At 63.1% G+C, this 20,312-nt stretch carries 17 protein-coding genes; 4 read left to right on the forward strand and 13 right to left on the reverse strand.

The window, feature by feature from the left end; translation table 11 throughout:
• Positions 1–257: 257 nt before the first annotated feature.
• Positions 258–1,457, reverse strand: a complete 1,200-nt coding sequence (gene mtnK / locus HMPREF3096_RS14815) for an S-methyl-5-thioribose kinase (protein WP_032729618.1) — start codon at positions 1,455–1,457, stop codon at positions 258–260.
• Between the two features lie 101 nt (positions 1,458–1,558).
• Between mtnK and mtnA the strand changes: the two genes are divergently transcribed.
• Positions 1,559–2,587: an S-methyl-5-thioribose-1-phosphate isomerase gene (mtnA, locus tag HMPREF3096_RS14820; RefSeq protein WP_023322216.1), complete on the forward strand. Its 1,029-nt coding sequence runs from the start codon at positions 1,559–1,561 to the stop codon at positions 2,585–2,587.
• 60 nt (positions 2,588–2,647) lie between these two features.
• Here mtnA and HMPREF3096_RS14825 read toward each other — a convergent pair whose 3' ends face one another.
• The 7 genes from HMPREF3096_RS14825 to codB all read right to left on the reverse strand — a co-directional run bounded on the left by HMPREF3096_RS14825 (position 2,648) and on the right by codB (position 11,168).
• Entirely contained in the window at positions 2,648–3,916 is a 1,269-nt protein-coding gene (locus tag HMPREF3096_RS14825; RefSeq protein ID WP_032729622.1) for a histidine phosphatase family protein, read from the reverse strand.
• A 26-nt stretch (positions 3,917–3,942) separates the two neighbouring features.
• Positions 3,943–5,301 carry an MFS transporter gene (locus HMPREF3096_RS14830; protein WP_023297211.1) on the reverse strand — a complete coding sequence of 453 codons (1,359 nt, stop codon included), beginning with the start codon at positions 5,299–5,301 and terminating at the stop codon, positions 3,943–3,945.
• A gap of 110 nt (positions 5,302–5,411) precedes the next feature.
• The gene (locus HMPREF3096_RS14835) at positions 5,412–6,221 is read right to left on the reverse strand and encodes an inositol monophosphatase family protein (protein ID WP_012968714.1); all 810 of its coding nucleotides are present in this window, start codon (positions 6,219–6,221) and stop codon (positions 5,412–5,414) included.
• 121 nt (positions 6,222–6,342) lie between these two features.
• Positions 6,343–7,293, reverse strand: a complete 951-nt coding sequence (locus HMPREF3096_RS14840) for a LacI family DNA-binding transcriptional regulator (protein WP_162822767.1) — start codon at positions 7,291–7,293, stop codon at positions 6,343–6,345.
• Between the two features lie 145 nt (positions 7,294–7,438).
• Positions 7,439–8,677 carry a cytosine deaminase gene (codA, locus tag HMPREF3096_RS14845; protein ID WP_008805604.1) on the reverse strand — a complete coding sequence of 413 codons (1,239 nt, stop codon included), beginning with the start codon at positions 8,675–8,677 and terminating at the stop codon, positions 7,439–7,441.
• Complete coding sequence (locus HMPREF3096_RS14850) at positions 8,674–9,909, reverse strand: PucR family transcriptional regulator (RefSeq protein ID WP_012542475.1); 1,236 nt, start codon at positions 9,907–9,909, stop codon at positions 8,674–8,676. The genes codA and HMPREF3096_RS14850 overlap by 4 nt, the downstream gene beginning before the upstream one ends.
• Complete coding sequence (gene codB / locus HMPREF3096_RS14855) at positions 9,906–11,168, reverse strand: cytosine permease (RefSeq protein WP_023339778.1); 1,263 nt, start codon at positions 11,166–11,168, stop codon at positions 9,906–9,908. The genes HMPREF3096_RS14850 and codB overlap by 4 nt, the downstream gene beginning before the upstream one ends.
• Before the next feature lie 451 nt (positions 11,169–11,619).
• Between codB and HMPREF3096_RS14860 the strand changes: the two genes are divergently transcribed.
• The 3 genes from HMPREF3096_RS14860 to HMPREF3096_RS14870 are packed head-to-tail and all read left to right on the forward strand — an operon-like array spanning position 11,620 to position 14,762.
• The gene (locus HMPREF3096_RS14860) at positions 11,620–12,228 is read left to right on the forward strand and encodes a methylthioribulose 1-phosphate dehydratase (RefSeq protein WP_008805607.1); all 609 of its coding nucleotides are present in this window, start codon (positions 11,620–11,622) and stop codon (positions 12,226–12,228) included.
• 12 nt (positions 12,229–12,240) lie between these two features.
• On the forward strand, positions 12,241–13,737 hold the full coding sequence (locus HMPREF3096_RS14865; protein WP_032729628.1) for an FGGY-family carbohydrate kinase: 1,497 nt from the start codon (positions 12,241–12,243) through the stop codon (positions 13,735–13,737).
• Entirely contained in the window at positions 13,734–14,762 is a 1,029-nt protein-coding gene (locus tag HMPREF3096_RS14870) for a 2-hydroxyacid dehydrogenase (protein ID WP_012542472.1), read from the forward strand. Before HMPREF3096_RS14865 ends, HMPREF3096_RS14870 begins: the two co-directional genes overlap by 4 nt.
• 35 nt (positions 14,763–14,797) lie before the next feature.
• Here the strand turns inward: HMPREF3096_RS14870 and HMPREF3096_RS14875 are convergent, their stop codons facing one another.
• From HMPREF3096_RS14875 to HMPREF3096_RS14895, 5 genes are read right to left on the reverse strand one after another with little or no spacing between them, the layout of a single operon-like run.
• Positions 14,798–15,739 (reverse strand): carbohydrate kinase family protein, encoded by a 942-nt coding sequence (locus tag HMPREF3096_RS14875; protein ID WP_008805609.1) that lies wholly within the window; start codon positions 15,737–15,739, stop codon positions 14,798–14,800.
• Between the two features lie 11 nt (positions 15,740–15,750).
• The gene (locus HMPREF3096_RS14880) at positions 15,751–16,755 is read right to left on the reverse strand and encodes an ABC transporter permease (RefSeq protein WP_022065711.1); all 1,005 of its coding nucleotides are present in this window, start codon (positions 16,753–16,755) and stop codon (positions 15,751–15,753) included.
• The gene (locus HMPREF3096_RS14885; protein WP_012542471.1) at positions 16,752–17,741 is read right to left on the reverse strand and encodes an ABC transporter permease; all 990 of its coding nucleotides are present in this window, start codon (positions 17,739–17,741) and stop codon (positions 16,752–16,754) included. The genes HMPREF3096_RS14880 and HMPREF3096_RS14885 overlap by 4 nt, the downstream gene beginning before the upstream one ends.
• On the reverse strand, positions 17,738–19,240 hold the full coding sequence (locus HMPREF3096_RS14890; RefSeq protein WP_074193296.1) for a sugar ABC transporter ATP-binding protein: 1,503 nt from the start codon (positions 19,238–19,240) through the stop codon (positions 17,738–17,740). The genes HMPREF3096_RS14885 and HMPREF3096_RS14890 overlap by 4 nt, the downstream gene beginning before the upstream one ends.
• 44 nt (positions 19,241–19,284) lie before the next feature.
• Positions 19,285–20,265: a sugar ABC transporter substrate-binding protein gene (locus tag HMPREF3096_RS14895; protein ID WP_012968707.1), complete on the reverse strand. Its 981-nt coding sequence runs from the start codon at positions 20,263–20,265 to the stop codon at positions 19,285–19,287.
• Positions 20,266–20,312 lie beyond the last annotated feature (47 nt).

The following is a 20,312-nucleotide window of genomic DNA, read 5'->3' on the forward strand; positions in this document are numbered from 1 at the left end:
GTGGCGGCTTTCGCCTTACCCGGCCTACAAAAGACTGCAAGATCAAACCGTCATGCGGTTATCTGTAGGCCCGCGCAAGCGCAGCGCCGCCGGGCAATCCCTGATGATTGCACTTTTTTAGGGTTTGCTCCCTCTCCCTGTGGGAGAGGGTTGGGGTGAGGGCAAGGTAAACGCAAAAAGGCAATGACAATGGCCTTTTTTAGGGTGTGCTCCCTCTCCCTATGGGAGAGGGCCGGGGTGAGGGAAAACAGGCGCACTCAGCTGTACTGGCGTACCCGCGCCAGCAGCTCGTCGACGCTGTCGATACGCTCGGCCAGCACAATCAGCGCTTTGCCGAGGGTAATGGCGTGGCGCAGGCATTCATGGCGCATGGCGTCGTCCCGGATAGTGTCGATATCCGCGACGTGCGACAGCCCGACGCTGCGGCGGATCAGTTCGCTGCCGCAGAAGCCAACCGCGTCGGCCCAGACTTTCTTCAGAAAGGCGGAAGCGTAGCCGGGGTAAGCCAGGGCCGCGTCGCGGGTTTTCTCCGCCGCCAGCGCCTGGAAGCGTTCGGCGAAGGTGGTCCACAGCTGGTGGATATCGTTCAGTCGCTGCTCGCGTGCGGCGGCGGCGTCGCGAATGCCGAGCTGGCCCGGCAGGCCGCAGTAGTTAAGCAGCAAGTTGCCGATGGCGGTGCCGATATCGAAGCCAATGGGGCCGAAATAGCCGAACTCGGCGTCGATGGCCTTCAGGCTGCCTTCGGCAACGAAGATCGACCCGCTGTGGATATCGCCGTGCAGCAGCGCTTCCGCATGGGCAAAGAAACGATGCTTCAGCGCCGCCACCGCCAGCTTTAGCTGGGCGTCGTCGCGCAGGACGGCAACATCGGCCTCCAGCTCCGCCGGGTAGTTATTACGCTCGTGGATCTGATACGGGTCGTTAAAGAACAGATCCTCGGTGATCTCGCACATCGCCGGGTTACTAAACTGCGCCACCTGCGCTTTTTTCTCGTGGGGATGGAGATAGAAATCGCTGGTGTGGAACAGCACCTGCGCCAGATAGTCGCCAAGCTGGCGGGCCGCCTGCGGGTAGTAGACGTTAGCGATAAGCTCCCCGCGCCAGATGCGGTGGTCGGAAAGATCTTCCATCACCATCACCGCCAGCTCGGGATCAAAGTGATGGATTTTTACCGTGTGCTGCGGACTGTGCTGATAGTGGGCGACCAGGGTCTGCGCTTCCAGACGGGCGCGGTCGAGGGTCAGGGGCCAGGATTCGCCGACACAGCGCACGTAGGGCAGGGCCTGTTTGACGATCGCCCGGCTGACGCCCTGGCGATCGAACACTTTAAACACCAGATTGAGGTTGCCATCGCCCACTTCCTGCGCGCTGACCAGCTCAGATGGGTTGTCGATGCCGGCGAACTGCTGCGCGTAAGCCACGGCATCGTGGGCGGTGAAGGTATGGTATTGCGACATTGCCTCGATCCTCGAATTCTGATTAAGCCGTTCAGACGTCTATACTTCTGGATTCCATCCTGACACAATGTGATACAACAACGCAACAGGGATTTAACGACATGCAGACATTACAGACCACCAGCCTGCGGGTGAGTGAAAATCAGCTTTTTATTCTCGACCAGCAGGCCTTGCCGCAGGAGAAACGCTGGCTGGCGGCGGATAACGTTGCGCTGCTGGTGGACCATATTCATGCCCTGCGGGTGCGCGGCGCGCCGCTGATTGGCCTGTCCGCCAGCCTGCTGCTGGCTCTGCTGGCCCAGCGCGGCCTGAACCGGGATGCACTCCAGCAGGCGCTGGAGACGCTGCGCGCGGCGCGGCCGACGGCGGTCAACCTGATGAATAATCTGGATCGCATGAAGCAGGCGCTGGCCCGGGAAGATTACCCGCAGGCGCTGGAAGCGGAAGCTTTGCGTCTGGTCGAAGAAGATAAACAGCTGTGCGACCGCATCGCTGAGGCGGGCAGTGCGCTGGTGAAGCCCGGCAGTCGACTGCTGACCCACTGCAACACCGGTGGCCTGGCGACCGCCGGGGTAGGGACCGCCCTGGGGGTTATCGCGCTGGCGCACCGGCAGGGAAAGGTGGCCAGCGTGTGGGTCGATGAAACCCGGCCACTGCTGCAGGGCGGACGTTTAACCGCCTGGGAGCTGGGCGAACTGGGCGTGCCGTATCAGTTGATCACCGATTCAATGGCCGCCAGCCTGATGGCGCAGGGGCAGGTGGATGCGGTGTGGGTCGGCGCCGACCGTATCGCTGCCAACGGCGACGTGGCGAATAAAATCGGCACCTATTCCCTGGCGGTTTTGGCCCATTATCACCAGATCCCGTTTTACGTCGCTGCCCCGCAGACCACCCTCGACCGCCATTGCCCGAACGGCGCGGCGATCCCCATTGAGCAGCGCGCGGCGGCGGAAGTGACCGGGGTGGCGGGCAGCTTCGGCGCGGTACAGTGGGCGCCGACGGGGGCTGCCGTTTACAATCCGGCGTTCGACGTCACGCCTGCTGGGCTGGTGAGCGGCTGGGTGCTGGACAGCGGGGTGGTCACCCCGGCGCAGGTCGCCGCCGGGGCGTTTGCGCCGGACAATGGATAGCCGACACCGTGCCGGGCCTGGAAAAAATGGCTTTCCCGGGCCCGGGCAAGCGCTGCATTGCTACGGCAGGACCATGGCTACCGCCGGGGCGGACGGCCGGTCGATACGCTGACCGAGGGCGGTAATAGCCGCCTGGAAGGGACACAGCGTACCGACGTCGGTCTGACGGCAGCCCGGCTGACGCCACTCCTGACGCAGCATCGGGTGCTGCGCGTCCGGCGTCTGCAGACGACGCAGGTCGTCGAGGCCTTGCGCCTGGAAATAGACCCGCAGATAGCGTTCCCCGCTCTTCGCGTTGCGCCAGCGCTCCAGCACCAGGCTACTGCCCGGCGGGATATTTCCCCGGCTGTAGCCCGGCAGCTGCCAGCTAAAGTTCATCAGCGTGCGCACCATGGCGATATTGGTGTCATGCGCCACCAGCAGCAGCCAGCGTACGTTCGGATTCGCCTCCGGTTTGACGCCGTCGAGCATGGCGTTGAGCAGCACCGACCCGCGTTTTTGCGCGGTATACAGCACGTCGTTACTCAGATCGTAGTTTTCCGTTAACAGCGGCAGCAGGGCGGTGATCTGCCTGGCCTGGGTGATCTTGCCCCACGCCAGCTGGCTGAGAGGCAGGTTTTCACTCCAGCCGAGACGCAGCGTCTCCACCATATTGGCCATCACGCTCAGTCCGCTAATAGTGGTTTTCCCGCTTTTGCTCTGCTCCACCTGCCAGGGGGTGTCGAAGATCGGGCAGGGTTTATCGGCCTGACAAACCGCCTGTTGCAATAGCTGGATGGCCGGCGCCAGCGCCTGCCGACGCTGCGCCAGATCCCCGGCCTTCTCTTTCACCGCCGCCAGCTGGCGGGCGGGGTCGGTTTGCGTGGCGGCGAACTTGTCGGTCTGAAACAGGGGATCGGCATCCCCGCTGACATAATGGATAGCGACGCCGCAGCCGGGGAAGGCGCCATCCACCAGCGCCTGGGCGGTCGCCCGCGTCCGCTGCAGCGGGCTGGCGCGCACGTAAATCGACTCCGCCGTCGGGCATCCCGCCTGCAGCAGGCCGAGCTGGCGATAGTGCTGGCCTTCCTCACGTCCTTTGTTAACCACGGCGGCATAGCCATGGCCGGTGAGCTCGCCGTCATGGGTGGTCCACTCGGTCCACGGTCGGCCGGTGGCGGCCTCGATGGCTTCCCGGTTGCCGGCCGTCGGCGGGCGGATACCGTGGCGGCTGAGCTCGACCACTTTCTCCAGCTGCCAGTCCGCGGCGGCAGCAGATTGCAGCGCCAGCAGCGGCAGCGCGCAGGCGATAAACAGGCGTAACAGCCCCTGATGTCTTGCAGGCATCATATCTTCTTCCTTAATTCGTTAATCGGTTATGAGGAGAACGAGGTCTGCCGTTCGACGGCATGGCGCCGGGCGACGATGGCGGCAGTGGTAAAACAGAGTAGCGCGGAACCCAGACCGGTACCCACCCAGAACAGCGCCAACGTGCTGAAATCATACAGCGTTTTGCCGTTCTCAAGGATAGCCGTTTTATCAATAATGATCCCGGTGAGAAACTCGCCCAGGCCGGCGCCGGCGTAGCTGGCGATGCCGATGGTGCCGAGCGCGGCCCCGGCGGCTTTGCGCGAGGAGATATCGACGGCGATCAGCCCGCCAAGGAAGCAGGTCAGGGCGCCAATGGTGGCCCCGAAGATAACCATCGCCAGAATGTCAGTGTAATAATTGTGCGGCGACCAGAGCATCAGGGCGAAGCCGGCGGTGTTCAGCAGGCTGATAAACCCGGCCATCACGCTGCGGTTGCGTGGGAAAAAGCGGTCGGAGAGCATGCCGGCGATGATGGTCCCGGCGATCCCGGCGATGGCGTTGACGCCGATAATCCCGGACGCCTCCAGCGTGGAATAAGCTTTATCCTGCTCGAGAAAGAAGATCCCCCACGAGTTGACGGCGTAGCGGTCGATGTACATAAAGGCGGAGGCGAGGGCGAGGGTCCACAGCGCCGGGTTGCGCAGCGCCAGCAGCTGGTTTTTAAACACTGAGCCGCGGGCTTCGGCCTCCTCCTGCGGTTCATCGCGGATGACGTTGATGGACGGGAAGCCACTGCTCTGCGGCGAATCGTGCATGAACAGCACCAGCAGCACCACCCCGGCGGCGCCGAGCGCGGCGGTGGACAGGTAGCCCATCTGCCAGCCAAATCCGGCGATCACTGCGGCGATCACCATATAGGTCACCGCCTCGCCGATATTATGCGCCGTCGACCAGATGCCATAGAAGGTGCCGCGCTCCTTAACGCCGTACCAGCGCGCCAGCGAGACCGCGCAGGGGCCGACGCCCATCGACTGGGCCCAGCCGTTGATCCCCCAGAAGATGGCCAGCAGCAGGGCGTTGGTGGTCATCCCCATCATCAGGTTCATCCCGGCGCTGAGCAATAAACCGAGGCTCATATAGCGCACCACGTTGGCGTGATCGGCGATAAAGCCGTTGACCAGCTTGCCGATGGCGTAGCTGAAGAACAGGGTTGAGCCGATCATGCCCAGCTCCGTCGGGGTGATCCCCAGATCCACCAGCGCGCTTTTGGCGACGGTGAAGGATAACCGGCAGACGTAAAAGGTGACGTAGGCCAGGGTCATGGCGATAAAGGTTTGCCAGCGCACCCGGCGAAAACGCTGTTCATCAAACGCGGCGCCCGCTTTCGGCGGCGACGCCCGGAAAAAAGCGATAATTCCAGACATAGGTGGTTCTCCGCAGGTCGGAGGCCTGACTGATTGATGTGGTTCGTCCGTGAATGAAGTTATCGTTACTGTGTAGAGTACATAATCAGAAATAGCCTGACCCGTAAGGGTTAATGTAAGGGTTGTGGGATCATCTTTTTCAGCTGCGGGTAGAGCGTCTGGCTGGCCAGCAGTAGCGGGTTGCCGCGCTGGATCCCCTCCTGCGCCAGAAAATCGTTGCTGGCGCCGCCCGCTTCGCGCATCAGCACCAGCCCCGGCAGAGCGTCCCACGGGTTCATGTGCGGCTCGTAGTAGCCAATCAACCGGCCCGCCGCCGCCCAGGCGCTCATCAACGCCCCGGAACCGTTGCGGATAAACATGCCGCCGTCGCTGAGCAGCGCCTGCAGAAACGGCAGAAAGTCCGCCGGGGTGACGCGATGCGAGGTGCCGACGCCCATCACGCCCTCTTTGACCGTCGTCGCGGGGTGTGGACGGATCGGGGCGTCGTTGAGCCAGGCGCCATGGCCCCGCAGGGCGTGAAACAGCTCGCGATGGTTGGGGTCGTAGACCACGCCGATGACCGGTTCGCCGTCGGCGACGATCGCCAGCGACAGGCACCAGGTGTGCAGGCCGTTGAGGAAACAGCTGGTGCCATCGATGGGGTCGACCACCCACAGCACTCGCGCGTCGGGCAGGCGAGCGCCGCTCTCTTCGCCGAGAAAGCCATCTTGCGGAAACGCGCTCTGAATGCGCTGTTTGACAAAGGCCTCCACCCGTTTGTCGGCCACGCTGACCACATCCTGCAGGTCATCGCCTTTATAGTCGACGGTCAGCGCCTCGCGCTGTTGATAGTATTCAAACGCCAGCTCAGCCCCCGCTTTCGCCAGCTCGCAGGCCAGACGGTAGCGGGCCTGTAGCGCTTCTGATTCCTGAGATTGCATAGTGACTCCCTATTTTGCACACGTGTGCATTTTGCGTGAAAAAAACAGCCCCGAAGGGCCGAATGAGTGTGGCCGGGTTTCGCAGAAGATTCTGTGATCGCTCCAGCATAAAATGATTTTTTCATTTCGCACTATGACGAATAATTAGTTTCACCGGCACTTCGCGATGGCGTGAGGGCAGGCTGAAGCGGGCGATCCGCGTCATCAACAGCTCCACCGCGTGGTGCGCCAGCAGGGCGGTATTCTGCTGGACGGTGGTGAGCTGATAGGGCTGCCAGTCCGCCTGCGGGATATCGTCAAAGCCGACGATGGCCGGCAGCGGGGCGGGGGCGTCCCGCAGGCCATCCAGGGCGCCCAGCGCGAGCATATCGGTGGCGCAGAACAGCGCCTGCACTCCGGGGTTTTCAGCAACCAATTCTCTGGCGGCCTGGTAGCCGGCCTGATAGCCGCCGCCGTCGCAGAAGCGGCTGCTCACCGCCATACCCGACGTCCGGGCGATGAAAGCGTCATAGCGCTGGCGGGTGCTGAAGTTCTCGCGATTTTCGCCAATAAAGCCAACCTGCTGCCAGCCTCGACGACTGAATAGATCCGCCACCAGCTTTGCTCCCTGGGCGTTATCGCTGCACACCCGGTCGCAGCCGGCGAGGTCCGCATGGCGGTTGATCAGGGTGACGGGGATCTTGCGCGCCAGATACTCTTCCGCCAGCGACAGCGGCGGCGCGCCGGAGGTGATGATCACCCCGGCGACGTGATAGCTCAGCAGTTGTTTAAGCGAGGGGGCGAGCTGCTGCGGATCGTCAGCGTTCATCAGCAGCGGCATAAAGCCATTGAGCGCCAGCTGATGGACCAGCGGCGCCAGCAGTTTGCTGCGAAACGGGTTGTCGAAACCGGCGGTGACGATGCCGATAAAATTACTGCTGCCAGTGATCATCGTCCGGGCGATGATATTCACCTGATAGCCCAGGGCTTCCGCGGCGCTCAGCACCTTCTGCCGGGTCTTCTCCGACACCGAGGCGCCGGGGGTGAAGGTGCGGGAGACCGCCGAGCGCGAGACGCCGGCCAGTCTGGCCACGTCCTCGGCCTTAATCCATTTTTTATCGCTCATCGTCGTTTCGCGCCGTCTGTTTTCCAGGAAGCCGACGCCCGGGCGGGCGTCGGTCACGCACACTGCCTGAAAAGGTATCACAGAAAGGCGCCGACGCGCAGCGCCTTGCGCCTTATGCCGGGTAGCGGATGTGCTCCACCTCACGCTGCAAAATCACCTTGCCGTGGCGAATGGAGGTCAGCACCCGTGCCTGACGACGGACGGCCTCGTAGTCGTTTTCCGCATCGAGGATCAGCAGGTTCGCCGGGCGGCCTTCGGCGAGGCCGTAGTTATCGCCCAGACACAGCGCCCGGGCGCTGTTGTCGGTGACGAAGTCGAGGCAGCGCTGCAGATCGTCATAGCCGAGCATATGGCAGATGTGCAGCCCGGCATCCAGAATGCGCAGGATATTGCCGTTCCCCAGCGGGTACCACGGATCCTGAATCGAGTCCTGGGCAAAGCAGACGTTGATGCCGGCGCGATCCAGCTCCGCCACCCGGGTGACGCCGCGCCGTTTCGGCCAGCTGTCAAACCGGCCCTGCAGATGAATGCTTTCGGTCGGGCAGGAGATGAAGTTGATGCCCGAGGCTTTCAGCAGGCGAAACAGCTTTGAGCAGTAGGCGTTATCATAAGAGCCCATCGCGCAGGTGTGGCTGGCGGTGACCTGCGCCCCCATGCCGCGCACCCGCGCCTCCTCCGCCAGTACTTCAAGGAAACGCGATTGCGGATCGTCGATTTCATCGCAGTGGACATCCACCAGGCGGCCGTAACGCTGGGCGAGGTCCATCAAAAACATCACCGAGCTGACCCCTTTGTCGCGGGTGTTCTCATAGTGCGGAATGCCGCCCACCACGTCGGCGCCCATCTCGATGGCGCGGGTCATGAGTCCGCGGCCGTCGGGGTACGATTCGATTCCCTCCTGCGGGAAGGCGACAATCTGCAGATCGATAAGATCGGCGGCCTCTTGTTTCACCGCCAGCAGCGCCTTCAGGGCCGCCAGCGACGGATCGGTGACATCCACATGGGTCCGGACGTGCTGGACGCCGAAGTCGCGCAGCATGCCGATGGTTTTCAGCGCCCGCTGGCGGGTGTCCTCCGGGGTAATACTCGCTTTGCGCTGGCTCCAGCGGGTGATGCCTTCAAACAGGGTGCCGCTGCGGTTCCACTCCGGCTCGCCCGCGGTGAGGGTGGCGTCAAGATGGATATGCGGCTCGACGAAGGGCGGGATCGCCAGCCGGCCCTGGGCGTCGATATCCCCGGCGTCGGCACTCTGCATCGCGGCCTGGGCGGAGATGCGGTGAATCATCCCGTCCTGCAGGTCAAGGGTAAACAGCGCCTCCTGGCGGCGCAGGCGAGCGTTAATAATTTTCATGGTGGGTCCTGTAAATGGTTTTGCGATAAACGCCAGATCACCAGCGCGACCGAGGCGTTGAGATGAAACTGGGGGTGGCTGACCGGGTAGCCGGTCAGTTTTTCAATACGCTGGATGCGCTGATGCAATGTGTTGCGATGCAGGCCCAGCCGGTCGGCGGCCCGCACCACGTTGCCGTTCTCCTGCAGCAGCGTCTCGAGGGTCTCCAGCAGCAGCCATGGCGCTTTGCGGCCCGGTTCGATCAGGCAGCCCAGGGTGTCGTGCATAAAATCGTTGAGCAGCGCCGGGTCGCTGACCGCGGACAGCAATTTGATAAACCCCAACTGCTGATAGTCGCTGATACGCTGGGTCGGCCGCAGGGTATCGCACAGATCCAGCGCCTGGCGCGCCTGCGACAGCGCCCGCGGGTAACCCTGCAGCTGCCTGACCGGTGCGGAGAGGCCGCAGAGCAGCGACAAACCCTCCTCTCCGTCCGCCAGCGCCTGCAGCCACTGCTGCAGCCATTTTTTCTGCTGAAAGCCTTCCCCCTCCTCATCCGGCAGCAGGAAAAGAAACATATTGCTGCGCTCCAGCAGCGGGAAGGGGTTGCCCTGCTGGTTGAGCTGCTGCTGCAGCTGCTGACGCACGCTGCGGTGGGCCTGCAGCAGCCAGGCTTCGGCCTGCTCGGGCGGGAACTGGCGAAACAGGCGGGACAGCCCCTCCAGACGCAGCGCCGCCAGCCGCAGCGGACGGGTAAAATCGAGCTGCTGATGGAGGGCGCGCTGATGGAGCATCTGCAGATCCGGATAGTCGCCGGTGACCAGCTGCATCAGAATGTCGCGCTGTGACTGCAGGGCGTTTTCACTGCGGACCAGCGCGGTGCCGATGCGCTCGGTGACAATTACCATCTTCAGCAGGTAGGGCTGCTCAATCAGCGGAATGCCCAGCTCGTCGGCAAGGGCGATCAGCGTGGCGGGAATGGCGTGGATATAGGCCTCGCCGGTGAGGATCACCATCCCGGCGATGCCGCGCTGTTTTCCCTCCATCAGCAACTGGATCAGGTTGGCTTCATCACGGGGATGGTTGATGCCGGTAATAAAGACCAGCTCGCCGCCCATGATCCACTCGGCGATATGTTCATTTTCCGCCACGTAATACCAGCGTACGGCCCGCTGCAGCCCTTGCTTTCCCGCCCGCAGACGCAGGGCGGAGAGTCCCTCAAGGGCCAGCAGTTCGCTGACCGTCAGGCTCATGGCTCCTGCTCCGCGACGGCGGCAGGCTGGCGTTTGCTTAGCAGGCTCAGGACGATATAGACCAGCGCGGAGACGGTGATCCCCACCAGCGGCGCGATCCACGGTGACAGATAGGCCACCACCGCGCCGGCGGCGTAGGCGCCGAGTCCCAGCCAGTTAAAACGCGGCAGGCGGGCGTTCTGCAGCAGGGGATAGCGCCCGCCGCGGGCGAACCAGTAGTCGGCGAGGATCACCCCGCCAATGGGCGGAATAATACTGCCCAGCAGCACAAGGAAGGGGATCAGCATTTCATACATACCGCCAATAGCGAGCACAATGCCCACCCCGGCGGCGGCGATGGTTAGCGTCCGGCGACGTTCGCTGCGCAGCAGATGGCAGGCGGCGGCGGAGACGTTATAGATGGTGGGCCCCTGAATGGTCAGCAGGTTGAGACACAGCATGATCACCGCGGCGACCGACAGCCCCTGCAGGATCAGAACTTCCACAATATCGGCCTGTTGATAAACGATGGCGCACCAGGCGCCGGCGACGATCATCAGCCCGTTGCCGATGAGGAAGCTGCCCATGCTGGCGAGAATGGCGGTCCGGCTGGAGTTAGCCAGCCGGGTCCAGTTCGTCGCCTGGGTGGCGCCGCTGGCGAAGGTCCCGAAGACCATGGTGATGGCCGCCGACCAGGTCATGGTGTCGCTCGGGGCAATATGGGTCATCGCCTGCCAGCCGCCGGCGTGGTGCAGCGCCAGATACATGGAGACCATCAGCAGCACAAACATCAATGGCACCGACAGGCGCGACAGCGCGTCCAGTCCCTTGTAGCCCACCAGCGCGGTGACGCAGAACAAAATGCCAAACAGCACCATCAGCGGCTGGGTCAGCGCCTCGGGCAGGGCGAGGATCTTCACCAGCGAGATAGCGACCGTGGCGGTCCCCCAGGCGTACCAGCCCAGCTCGGCAAAACCAAGAATAAAATCGGCCAGCTTGCTGCCGATCTCCCCGAAGCAGAACCGGCCCATCAGCACCGTATTCAGGCCGCTGCGCGCGGCGATCCAGCCCAGCGACGCGGCATAGAGGGCCAGCAAGGCGTTGCCGATGACGGCTATCCACAGCAGATTGACGATGGAAAAGGAGACGCCGAGTTTGCCGCCGGCAAACATCGTGCCGGTGAAAAAGGTAAAGCTGAACAACACCATGGCGATGGAAAATACGCCTTTGCGTCCGGCGGCGGGCGCTTCGACGAGGGGAAAATCATTGCTGTTTGACATCCTGGAACCTCTGGCTGGTAGATGGGCGGTGATAGCCGGAAGTAGCAAGAGATGTGCCAGGAAAAACCGGGCACGGGGAATATCACAGGATGTGCACAGTGCACAGTAATGAGGAGGTAAAGAGGAGGAGATGCCATTTTAGTGGGCATCCTGCCATGTTTTGCACCAGTCCAGGGCAGAAGAGGGCGGCGAGCGCATCCCTGGCGCAGGAGGAGAATTTCAGCCAGGGCGATCCGCCAGTTTTTGGCCAGCGAGTAGTGGAGAATAGCGGTGTACTGAAAACGGTTGGTTAAATCACTGTGAATAAGGGTTATTTAATATGCATTTATGATATAACCATTTGTCTTGTGTGTGTTTCCTGAAATATTGTCCCCTCCGGTTAGCGGTGTTAGTATCGGATAAATAGCCATTTAGACGGCTAAATAAATCATCGCTAACCTAAGGAACTGCTATGTGGCAAGAAAGACTCGCGCAACTGGTCACCACCTGTCATTGGATCGGGGCGAAAGGCTGGGCGCCGGCGACCGGCGGCAATATGTCGGTGCGTCAGGATGACACCTGGTGCTGGCTAAGCGAGTCGGGCCGCGACAAAGGCAGCCTGACGACCGAGGATTTTCTGCAGGTTGAGATCGCCACCAACCAGGCGCCTTCCGGACGGAAGCCGTCGGCCGAGACCGGCCTGCACACCCTGGTGTATCGCCTGTTCCCGGAAGCCAACGTGGTGCTGCATGTGCATACCGTCAACGCCACCGTGCTGTCGCGCATCGAAAAAAGCGACACGCTGGCGCTGCAGGGGTATGAAATGCAGAAAACCCTTAGCGGGCAGCACAGCCATCTCGATACCGTTCCGGTCGCCATCTTTGATAATGACCAGGATATTGACGCCCTGGCGGCGCGGATTGCCGATTATGCGCAAACGCGCCCGCTGCGCTACGGCTTTCTGCTGCGCGGCCACGGCCTGACCTGCTGGGGGAAAGATATTCAGGAGGCCCGCCGTCAACTGGAGGGGCTGGAGTTCCTGTTCGAGTGCGAGCTGATGCGCCGCCGCTACGAGCCCTGAGCCGGAGCAGGTATGGATTTTTATCTTGGGATCGATATCGGCACCTCGCGGGTGAAAGCGGTGCTGTTTGATCAGCATTTCACCGCCTGCGCCAGCGCCGCGGAAAACACCTCACCCCGCCTGTCGGCCAATGGCTACGCGGAACAGGATATGACCCAGCTGTGGCATTCGGTGCTGGCTATTCTGCGCCAGATTGCCCGCCACCCGGCGCTACAGGCGGGGCGGCTGCGGGCCATCGGCCTCGCCGGGCAAGGGGAGGGGGTCTGGCTCAGCGATGAGCAGGGCGAACCGGTGGGCCCGGGGATCCTGTGGAGCGATACCCGCAGCCACGAGCTGATGAGCGACCTGCTGCGCCGACCCGGCTTCGACCGCCGCTATTTCGCCGATACCGGCACCCACCTGCAGCCCTGCAATACCAGCCTGCAGCTGTACTGGCTGAAACACTATCAGCCGGCGCGGCTGGCGGCCGCGCGCTATCTGTTTTTCGCCAAGGACTGGATCCGCTTTCGCCTGACCGGCGTGGCGGCGCTGGAGCTGACGGACGCCAGCAGCTCGTTACTCAATCAGCAGACCGGCAACTGGTCCTCGGTGGTGATGAACGAGATGGGGCTGAACGAACTGCTGCCGCTGTTTCCCCCGCTGCTGGCCCCGGATGCTCCGGCCGGCACGCTGAGCGATGCGGTGGCGGCGCTGACCGGGCTGCCCGCCGCGACGCCGGTGGCCGCCGGGGCGCTGGATGTCTGTAGCGCCGCGCTGGGCTGCGGCGCGGTCAACGAAGGGGATATCTACACGATCCTCGGCACTACCTGCTGCACCGGGATCGTCTGCCGCGGCCCGCAGACGGTGAACGAGGCGACGCGCTTTGTCACCCATACCGAAGCCGGGCAGGTGATCTCGCTGTTTCCGATGCAGGCCGGTACGCCAAACATTGACTGGCTGCAGCAGCATATTTCGCTGGACGCCGATCTGGATCGGCTGGAGCAGGCGATCGCGGAGGTGGAGCCAGGCAGCGGCGGCGTCTTCTGGCAGCCGTACCTCAATGGCGAACGTGCGCCGTTTTACAGCCCGGACGCGCGGGCCGGCTTTTTCGGCATTAGCCCGCACACCACCCGCGCCGAACTGCAGCGCGCGGTGTTTGAAGGCCTGGCCTTCGCCATTGTCGATGCGCTACAGGGTTATCCGCAGGGCGGCGAGCTGTATCTGACCGGCGGCGGCGCAGCCTCGGCGACCTGGCTGCAGATTATCGCCGACTGTACCGGGCGTACGGTGGTCTCCAGCGCCTTTAACGAACTGAGCGCGCGCGGCGCGGCGATTCTGGCGGCCCGCAGCGTCGCGGCGCTGGCCGAGACGCCTCCGCTGGCGCAGACCCGCTATCAGCCGCGCCCTCAGGCGCATGCCCGCTACGCGGCGCTGTATCCCGTTTACCGCCTGCTGCGTGAGCAGATGCTGCCGGTATGGCAGGCCAGACAGGCCGCCCTTCAATCTTTTTCTCAGGACCGACAACCATGAAAATCGTTTTTACCGCCGAGCATGCTGGTGACCTTAGCGCCTTCCACCAGCTGGGCGAGCTGCTGGTGGAGGGATGGGCGCTGGGAAAACCGAAACTTAGCGCCGGTCAGCTGATTGAGCTGGCCCATGACGCCGAGGTGCTGGTGACCAGCTACGATGAGGTGACAGACGCGGTAATGGCCGCCTGTCCGCGCCTGCAGGTGATCGCCTGCACCCGCGCGAATCCGGTGAATATTGATACCCAGGCTGCGCAGGCGCGCGGCATCCGGGTGCTCTACACCCCGGGGCGCAATGCCGATGCCGCCGCGGAGCTGACGCTTGGCCTGATGCTCAGCCTGGCGCGCCATATTCCGCAATCCCATGCGGCGCTGAAGCGGGGGGAATTCACGCAGGCTGACAATGCCGCCGCCGCCACCCAGCAGGGTCTGCGGCGGGATGTGGTCTGGGACGTGAGCCCGGAAAGCCCCTATGAAGTGTTTAAAGGCAGTGAACTGCGCAATAAAACGCTGGGGCTGGTGGGGTATGGCAACATTGGCCGCCGGGTGGCGCGTATCGCCCGGGCGTTCGGCATGGCGGTGTTGGTGGTGGATCCGTTCGTCGCCGCAGAGGATATCAATGAGCCAGGACTACAGAAAACGACCCTGGAGGCGCTGTTCCGCGAGGCGGATATCGTCAGCCTGCATCTGAGCAGCGGGCCGCACAGTGACGGGCTGGTGAATGCGGCGCTGTTAAACAGCATGAAGCCCGGCGCGCTGCTGATCAATACCTCTCGCGCGGCGGTGGTCGACGAGGCGGCGCTGATTGATGCCCTGCGTCACGGCCCGCTGGGCGGCGCGGCGCTGGATGTCTATCACCGCGAACCGCTGTGGCGCGATCATCCTTTTGTCACCGAGTTCGATAACGTGATTATCACGCCGCATATCGCCGGAGCCACCCGGGAGAGTATCGCCAAACACACGGCGATGATTGCCGCCGATCTTCAGCGCTATGTCGCCGGGGAGCCGCTGCTGTACCAGTGGCGTTAAGCCGCTTGCGCCGCTGCGGCGGCGCGGGTCCATCGTCAGGGGCGATGGGCCGCCATAAAAGCCTGGGTCTGTTCCCAGTCCACTACCCCGGCATCCGATCCCATCCCGGTCGCCACCAGCGCGGCCACCGCCGAGGCGACGTCACACGCTGCTTTCACGCTGAGTCCGCGCGCCAGCGCGGCAATAAACCCGCCGCAGTAGCTGTCGCCGCAGCCGGTGGTATCCACTGCCTCGACCGGCCACGGCGCAATATGCTCCAGCGCGCCATCTCGACGGATAAGCCAGGAGCCGTTCTCGCCGTCTTTCAGAATGCAGGTGCCCACGCCGAGTGCCAGGAAGAAGCGGCCGATGGCCTCCGGCTGCGTCTCGCCGGAGAGAAAGGCGGCTTCCTCCAGCGAAGGCATGAAATAATCCACCGACGGCAACAGGGGCCGCAGTAGTTCGAGGGTGTCTTCATTCGGGGCGATAAGGTCAAAGCTGGTGGTGACTCCGCGCGCTTTAGCCGCCTGCAACAGCCGCGCGCTCTGTCCCTGGTCCATTGCCGCCAGCAGTCCGGTCCCGCCGTGATGCAGGAAACGACAGTCGAGGACGGCGTCAAATTCCGTTTCACTGACGAACAGGGCGTCGGACGCGCCCCGGCAGTGCAGGGCCGGACGCTCGCCGTTGGGGCGAATCGGCAGGATCGTCGCCGAGGTCTCTTTCAGCGCGGTGCGCTGGATAAGCGAGCAGTCGATGCCCAGCCGGGCATAGCTGGCGAGGATAAAGTCGGCCTTTTCATCTTCACCCAGGCAGGCCACCGCTGCGGTGCGGATCCCCAGCTTCGCGGCGTTAATATTAGCCCCGGCGGCGGTGCCGGCGGGGTTGAGGCGAATTTGCTCAATAAAGGCGACGCCGCCGCGCGGCGGGATCGCCACCACCGGGCGCCCGGCGATATCCAGAATAGTCAGGCCGACAAACACGGCGTCAAAGGTTGCCATCGTTCTCCCGTTTAGCGATGCGTTTGGCGCAGGCGCGCCTGCCAGAAGGAAAGGGCGAGGGCCACCACCAGAATCACGCCGACCAGCGCGTCCTTCACCAGATAATTGAGCCCCATCAGGTTCAGGCCATTATCAATAATGGCAAGGAACAGCACGCCGCCGAGGGTACCGAGGATGCTGACCCGGCCCAGACGATTAAAGGCGGTGCCGATAAATACCGCCGCAATGGCGTCCATCAGGTAAGACTGCCCGGCCAGGGGAGTAAACTGCCGCAGGTTGGCGGAGAGGATCACCCCGCCGATGGCGCAGAGCGCCGAGGCGGCCACCAGCACGCCGAGCATGGTCAGGCGATCGCGGATCCCGGCGATACGCGCCGCTTCGCTGTTCTGGCCGATGGCGCGGACATATTTGCCCCACAGCGTGCGCTCGGTGACCAGCCAGGCCACCAGCCACAGCGCCAGCACAATCACCACCGGCGTGGGGATCCCACCAAGGTTGCCCACCGCCAGATCGTGATATTCCGGGGCCATCCGCCGATAGGCTATCGCGCCGCCGCCGTCGGTATAGATGCGCTCGGCGCTGCTGGCGATAAACCAGGTGCCGAGCGTGGCGAGGAAGGGCCGGATCCGGCAGATGAGGATCAGAAAGGCATTGAGCAGGCCAATCAGCACGCCGCCAAGCAGGGCGCAGCCTACCGCGGCCTGCCACGGCAGATGCCAGGTTTTCAGGGCGACGAGGGCGAAGGCGGCGCCGAAATCGAGCGCAACGCCCACCGACAGATCAATCGCCCCGGCGCTGACAATCAGGGTCATCGCCATCGCCACAATCAGCAGGATCGCGCTGCCCTGCAGCAGGTTGGCCCAGTTATCCACGGTTAAAAATACCGGATTCGCCCAGCCAAACAGGGCGATGGCCAGCAGGGTGATGACGCCAAATCCGGCTCGCGACAGCCAGGCCAGCGGGCTGCTGGCCGTCGGTTCTGCCGGGGCCGGCGTTTTCAGGGTAATTTGGCTCATGCCTCGCCTCCTTTGTGTCTGACCGCCGATGCCGCCAGCACCACCAGGATCAGGCCGCCTTTAATGGCGCCCATCCAGAAGATATTGACCCCCAGCAGGCCGAGCCCGTTAGAGAGGGCGTTGACCAGAATTGCCCCCAGCAGCGCCCCCCAGATGGTGACCACCCGACGGCGCGAGAAAGCGGCGCCGATAAAGGTCGCGAGCACGGTTTCCAGCAGCAGCGGCGTGGCCGTCCCGCTGGAGCTGCCGGAGCCCTGGCTGAGCAGCGGCAGAATAGCCAGCCCGGCGGCAATGCCCGCTAACAGCCAGACCAGCAGGGTCAAGCGGCGCACGTTCAGGCCGCTCATCTGCGCCATATCGCGGTTGCCGCCCACCGCCTGCACATGCTGGCCGAAGCGGGAGTGGTGGAGCAGGAACTGGAACAGGATAAACACCCCCAGCAAATAAATCAGCGGCCAGGGCAGGCCCAGTACGCTGTTATCGCGAAAGGTGACCATCAGCGGATCGCTGACCGCGATGCGTCGCTGGCCGGTCAACAGATCTGTCAGGCCGGTAAACGCCACGGAGGTCGAGAGGGTGGCCAGCAGCGGCGGCAGGCCAGCCGCCAGCACCAGGAAACCGTTGATCGCCCCGCAGAGCAGGCAAACCGCCGCCAGCAGCGCCAGCAGCAGGAGATACGGCGTGTGCCATTCGGCCAGCCCGAGACTGAGCAGCGCGACGCCGAGCACCGCCGTCGCCGGCAGGGAGAGGTCGATGCCGCCGGAGACCACGTCATCCCCGCCCACGGCGATAACGCAGACCAGGCCGAAACAGAGGATCGCCAGCGGAACGCTCTGGACCAGCATCAGGCTGATATTTTGCCAGCTGAGAAAGTAGGGAGACTGTACGCTCAGCCATACCAGCAGCGCCAGAAACAGGATCAGGGGAAATTTTTCAATCAGCGTCGCCAGGCCCGGACGGCCGCGACGCTGGATAGCGGTACTCATAGTGAAGGCTCCTGTCCGCCGTTGATCGCCACCAGCAGGGCGTCCAGCGTTAGCCCGCGGGTGGGCAGATTGGCCGCCAGCGTGCCGCGCCAGAGGACCAGGATCCGGTCGCATAGTCCGAGCAGTTCGGGGGCGTCGCTGGAGGAGACCAGCACCGCCCGTCCTTTATCGGCCAGTTGGCGCGTCCGTTGATAAATATCGCGACGGGCGCCGATATCGACCCCAAGGGTGGGTTCATCGAGAATAAACAGCCGGGCATCGGTGCCGAGCCAGCGGGCGAGGATCGCTTTTTGCTGGTTGCCGCCGCTCATGTAGCGTACCGGCAGCGCCGGGCGTCCCGGGCGGATCGCCAGCTGTTCTATCCAGTCGCGCGCTTTCTGCTCGGCGATACCCCGCCGCTCCCAGCCAAAGGTAGCGGTCTCCGGCAGTGAGGCGAGATTAATATTGTCGGCGGTGGTGAAGGGCAGGATCAGCCCCTGATGGCGGCGGTCGCGTGGCACCAGCGCCATGCCAGCGCGGATCGCCTGCTTCGGCGTACGAATGCGCCGCGGCTGGCCGTCGAGGTGGATCGTACCGCGTTCTGCCGGGCGTAAGCCGTAGAGTAAGTCGACCAGCACATCGCGTCCGGCGCCCAGCAGGCCGGCGACGCCGACGATTTCGCCCGGCTGAATATCAAAAGAGAGATCCTGCAGCTGCCGCCCGTCGCTCAGCTGGCGCACCGAGAGCAGCGGGGTCGCCCCGTTGTCTGCCGCCGGGTGCTGGCGCGGGGTATACAGCTGGTCGATTTCCCGGCCGACCATCATGGCGATCAGCGCCTCGGTATTCTGCAGCAGGTCGCGGTCCGGGTAACCGACCACTTCCCCGTTACGCAGCACGGTGCCGCGGTCGCAGAGGGTGGCTATCTCATTGAGGTAGTGGGAAATATACAGAATGGCAATGCCCTGGTCGCGCAGGCGAAGGATGGCGGAGGAGACCAGACTGGCCTCCTGCGCCTCCAGGGGGGCGGTGGGCTCGTCGAACACCACCAGCCGCGCCGCGCCGTCGATCAGCGCGCGGGCAATCTGCACCAGCTTGCGCTCGGCCAGGCTCAGGTCGCGCACCAGCCGTTCGGGGTCGATCGCCAGCTGCCAGTTTTGCTGGAAAAATTGCGCCGTGGCGGCCTTCATCCGTCGGCGATCCAGCGCCCCCCAGCGGGTGCGATACTCCTGGCCGAGAAACACCGATTCCGCGACGGTAAAGTGCGGGATCAGGTTAAGCTCCTGGTGAATGACGCGAATGCCGGCGGCTTCAATGGCTGCCGGATTGCCGAGGGGCAGCGGGTGACCGTCGAGGGTCGCGCTGCCGCTGTCAGCCTGATAGACGCCGGCGAGGATTTTAATCAGCGTCGATTTACCGGCGCCGTTCTCGCCAATCAGGCCATGAATTTCCCCCGGATTGAGGCGCAGGGTGACCGCATTAAGCGCCGTAACGCTGGCAAAACGTTTGCCGATCTGGTCCATGACCAGACCCGCGGCGGGGCGCTCCCCGCCAGGGTGTTGATTTATCACTGCAGTTCGCCGTATCCCAACTGTTTATACACCGCTTTCGCCTCCTGCGGACCTTTCACCGGTATCACCGGGATAAAGGTTTGCACCGGCAGTTTCTGACCGGCAAAGTAGCGGGCCACGTTGTCGGCGGAGGTCTGGCCAATCAGATGCGGCTGCTGCGCGACGTTAGCCACAAACGGACTGCCGGGCTCTGCCATGATCTCCAGCGTCTCCGGACCGGCGTCGATGGCCGTCACTTTCACGTCCTTATCACGGCCGGTCTCTTCCAGTGCCTGGACGATACCGATGGCCGGTTGATCCCAGCAGGCGACATGGATGGCGTCCAGTTTGCCTTTCGGATACTGGCTGAGTAATTCGAGGGTTTTCTTCCGCGCGTCTTCCGGTGAGTTGGCGAACTGTTCCGCGAGCTCAGGCTGGATAATATGAATATCCGGATAATCCTTAAGGACATATTTCCACTGATCGTAGCGAATTCCGCAAATACGCAGCGCGCTGGAGAACGCGTTAAATACGGCGACGTTGCCTTTGCCGCCTAATTCATCCGCCATGTAGCGGCCGATGGTCGAGCCTAAGGTGTAGTTATCGGAGGTGGTATTGTTGACCGAATATTGAGAAACATGATCCACGGTAAATACCGGGATACCAGCATCACGCAATGCTTTAAATTTTGGTTCGACGGCGCTGTCGCCGAGAATACTAATTACCGCGTCCACCTTGCGTGACAGTAAAATATCGTGATTATTGGCATGCACCTGATTATCGCGACCGCCATCAACGCCAATGACTTTGCCCCCCAGTTTCTCCACTTCCTCTGTCGCTCCTTTAAAGGCCTCGCGATCCCAGAAATGCTGAGTGCCGACAACGGCAACGCCAATGGTTTTTCCCTGTAAGGAGAGGGCGTCTGCGGCAGCGACGCTCAGCGAGGCAAGGGAAAGCAGTCCCAGCGCGGCAGGCAATAATTTTCTTTTCTGCGACATTGTTATTATGATCCTGTGATGAAGGTGGTTGCGGACCGGTAGCATGA

It is taken from the genome of Klebsiella sp. HMSC25G12 (genome assembly GCF_001807705.1).
Classification (GTDB): Bacteria; Pseudomonadota; Gammaproteobacteria; order Enterobacterales; family Enterobacteriaceae; genus Klebsiella; species Klebsiella variicola.

Bases quoted from the DNA above. Each gene is read 5' to 3' on its own strand.
- mtnK (WP_032729618.1), bottom strand. From the start codon at position 1,457: ATGTCGCAATACCATACCTTCACCGCCCACGATGCCGTGGCTTACGCG.
- mtnA (WP_023322216.1), top strand. From the start codon at position 1,559: ATGCAGACATTACAGACCACCAGCCTGCGGGTGAGTGAAAATCAGCTT.
- HMPREF3096_RS14825 (WP_032729622.1), bottom strand. From the start codon at position 3,916: ATGATGCCTGCAAGACATCAGGGGCTGTTACGCCTGTTTATCGCCTGC.
- HMPREF3096_RS14830 (WP_023297211.1), bottom strand. From the start codon at position 5,301: ATGTCTGGAATTATCGCTTTTTTCCGGGCGTCGCCGCCGAAAGCGGGC.
- HMPREF3096_RS14835 (WP_012968714.1), bottom strand. From the start codon at position 6,221: ATGCAATCTCAGGAATCAGAAGCGCTACAGGCCCGCTACCGTCTGGCC.
- codA (WP_008805604.1), bottom strand. From the start codon at position 8,677: ATGAAAATTATTAACGCTCGCCTGCGCCGCCAGGAGGCGCTGTTTACC.
- HMPREF3096_RS14850 (WP_012542475.1), bottom strand. From the start codon at position 9,909: ATGAGCCTGACGGTCAGCGAACTGCTGGCCCTTGAGGGACTCTCCGCC.
- codB (WP_023339778.1), bottom strand. From the start codon at position 11,168: ATGTCAAACAGCAATGATTTTCCCCTCGTCGAAGCGCCCGCCGCCGGA.
- HMPREF3096_RS14860 (WP_008805607.1), top strand. From the start codon at position 11,620: ATGTGGCAAGAAAGACTCGCGCAACTGGTCACCACCTGTCATTGGATC.
- HMPREF3096_RS14865 (WP_032729628.1), top strand. From the start codon at position 12,241: ATGGATTTTTATCTTGGGATCGATATCGGCACCTCGCGGGTGAAAGCG.
- HMPREF3096_RS14870 (WP_012542472.1), top strand. From the start codon at position 13,734: ATGAAAATCGTTTTTACCGCCGAGCATGCTGGTGACCTTAGCGCCTTC.
- HMPREF3096_RS14875 (WP_008805609.1), bottom strand. From the start codon at position 15,739: ATGGCAACCTTTGACGCCGTGTTTGTCGGCCTGACTATTCTGGATATC.
- HMPREF3096_RS14880 (WP_022065711.1), bottom strand. From the start codon at position 16,755: ATGAGCCAAATTACCCTGAAAACGCCGGCCCCGGCAGAACCGACGGCC.
- HMPREF3096_RS14885 (WP_012542471.1), bottom strand. From the start codon at position 17,741: ATGAGTACCGCTATCCAGCGTCGCGGCCGTCCGGGCCTGGCGACGCTG.
- HMPREF3096_RS14890 (WP_074193296.1), bottom strand. From the start codon at position 19,240: ATGGACCAGATCGGCAAACGTTTTGCCAGCGTTACGGCGCTTAATGCG.
- HMPREF3096_RS14895 (WP_012968707.1), bottom strand. From the start codon at position 20,265: ATGTCGCAGAAAAGAAAATTATTGCCTGCCGCGCTGGGACTGCTTTCC.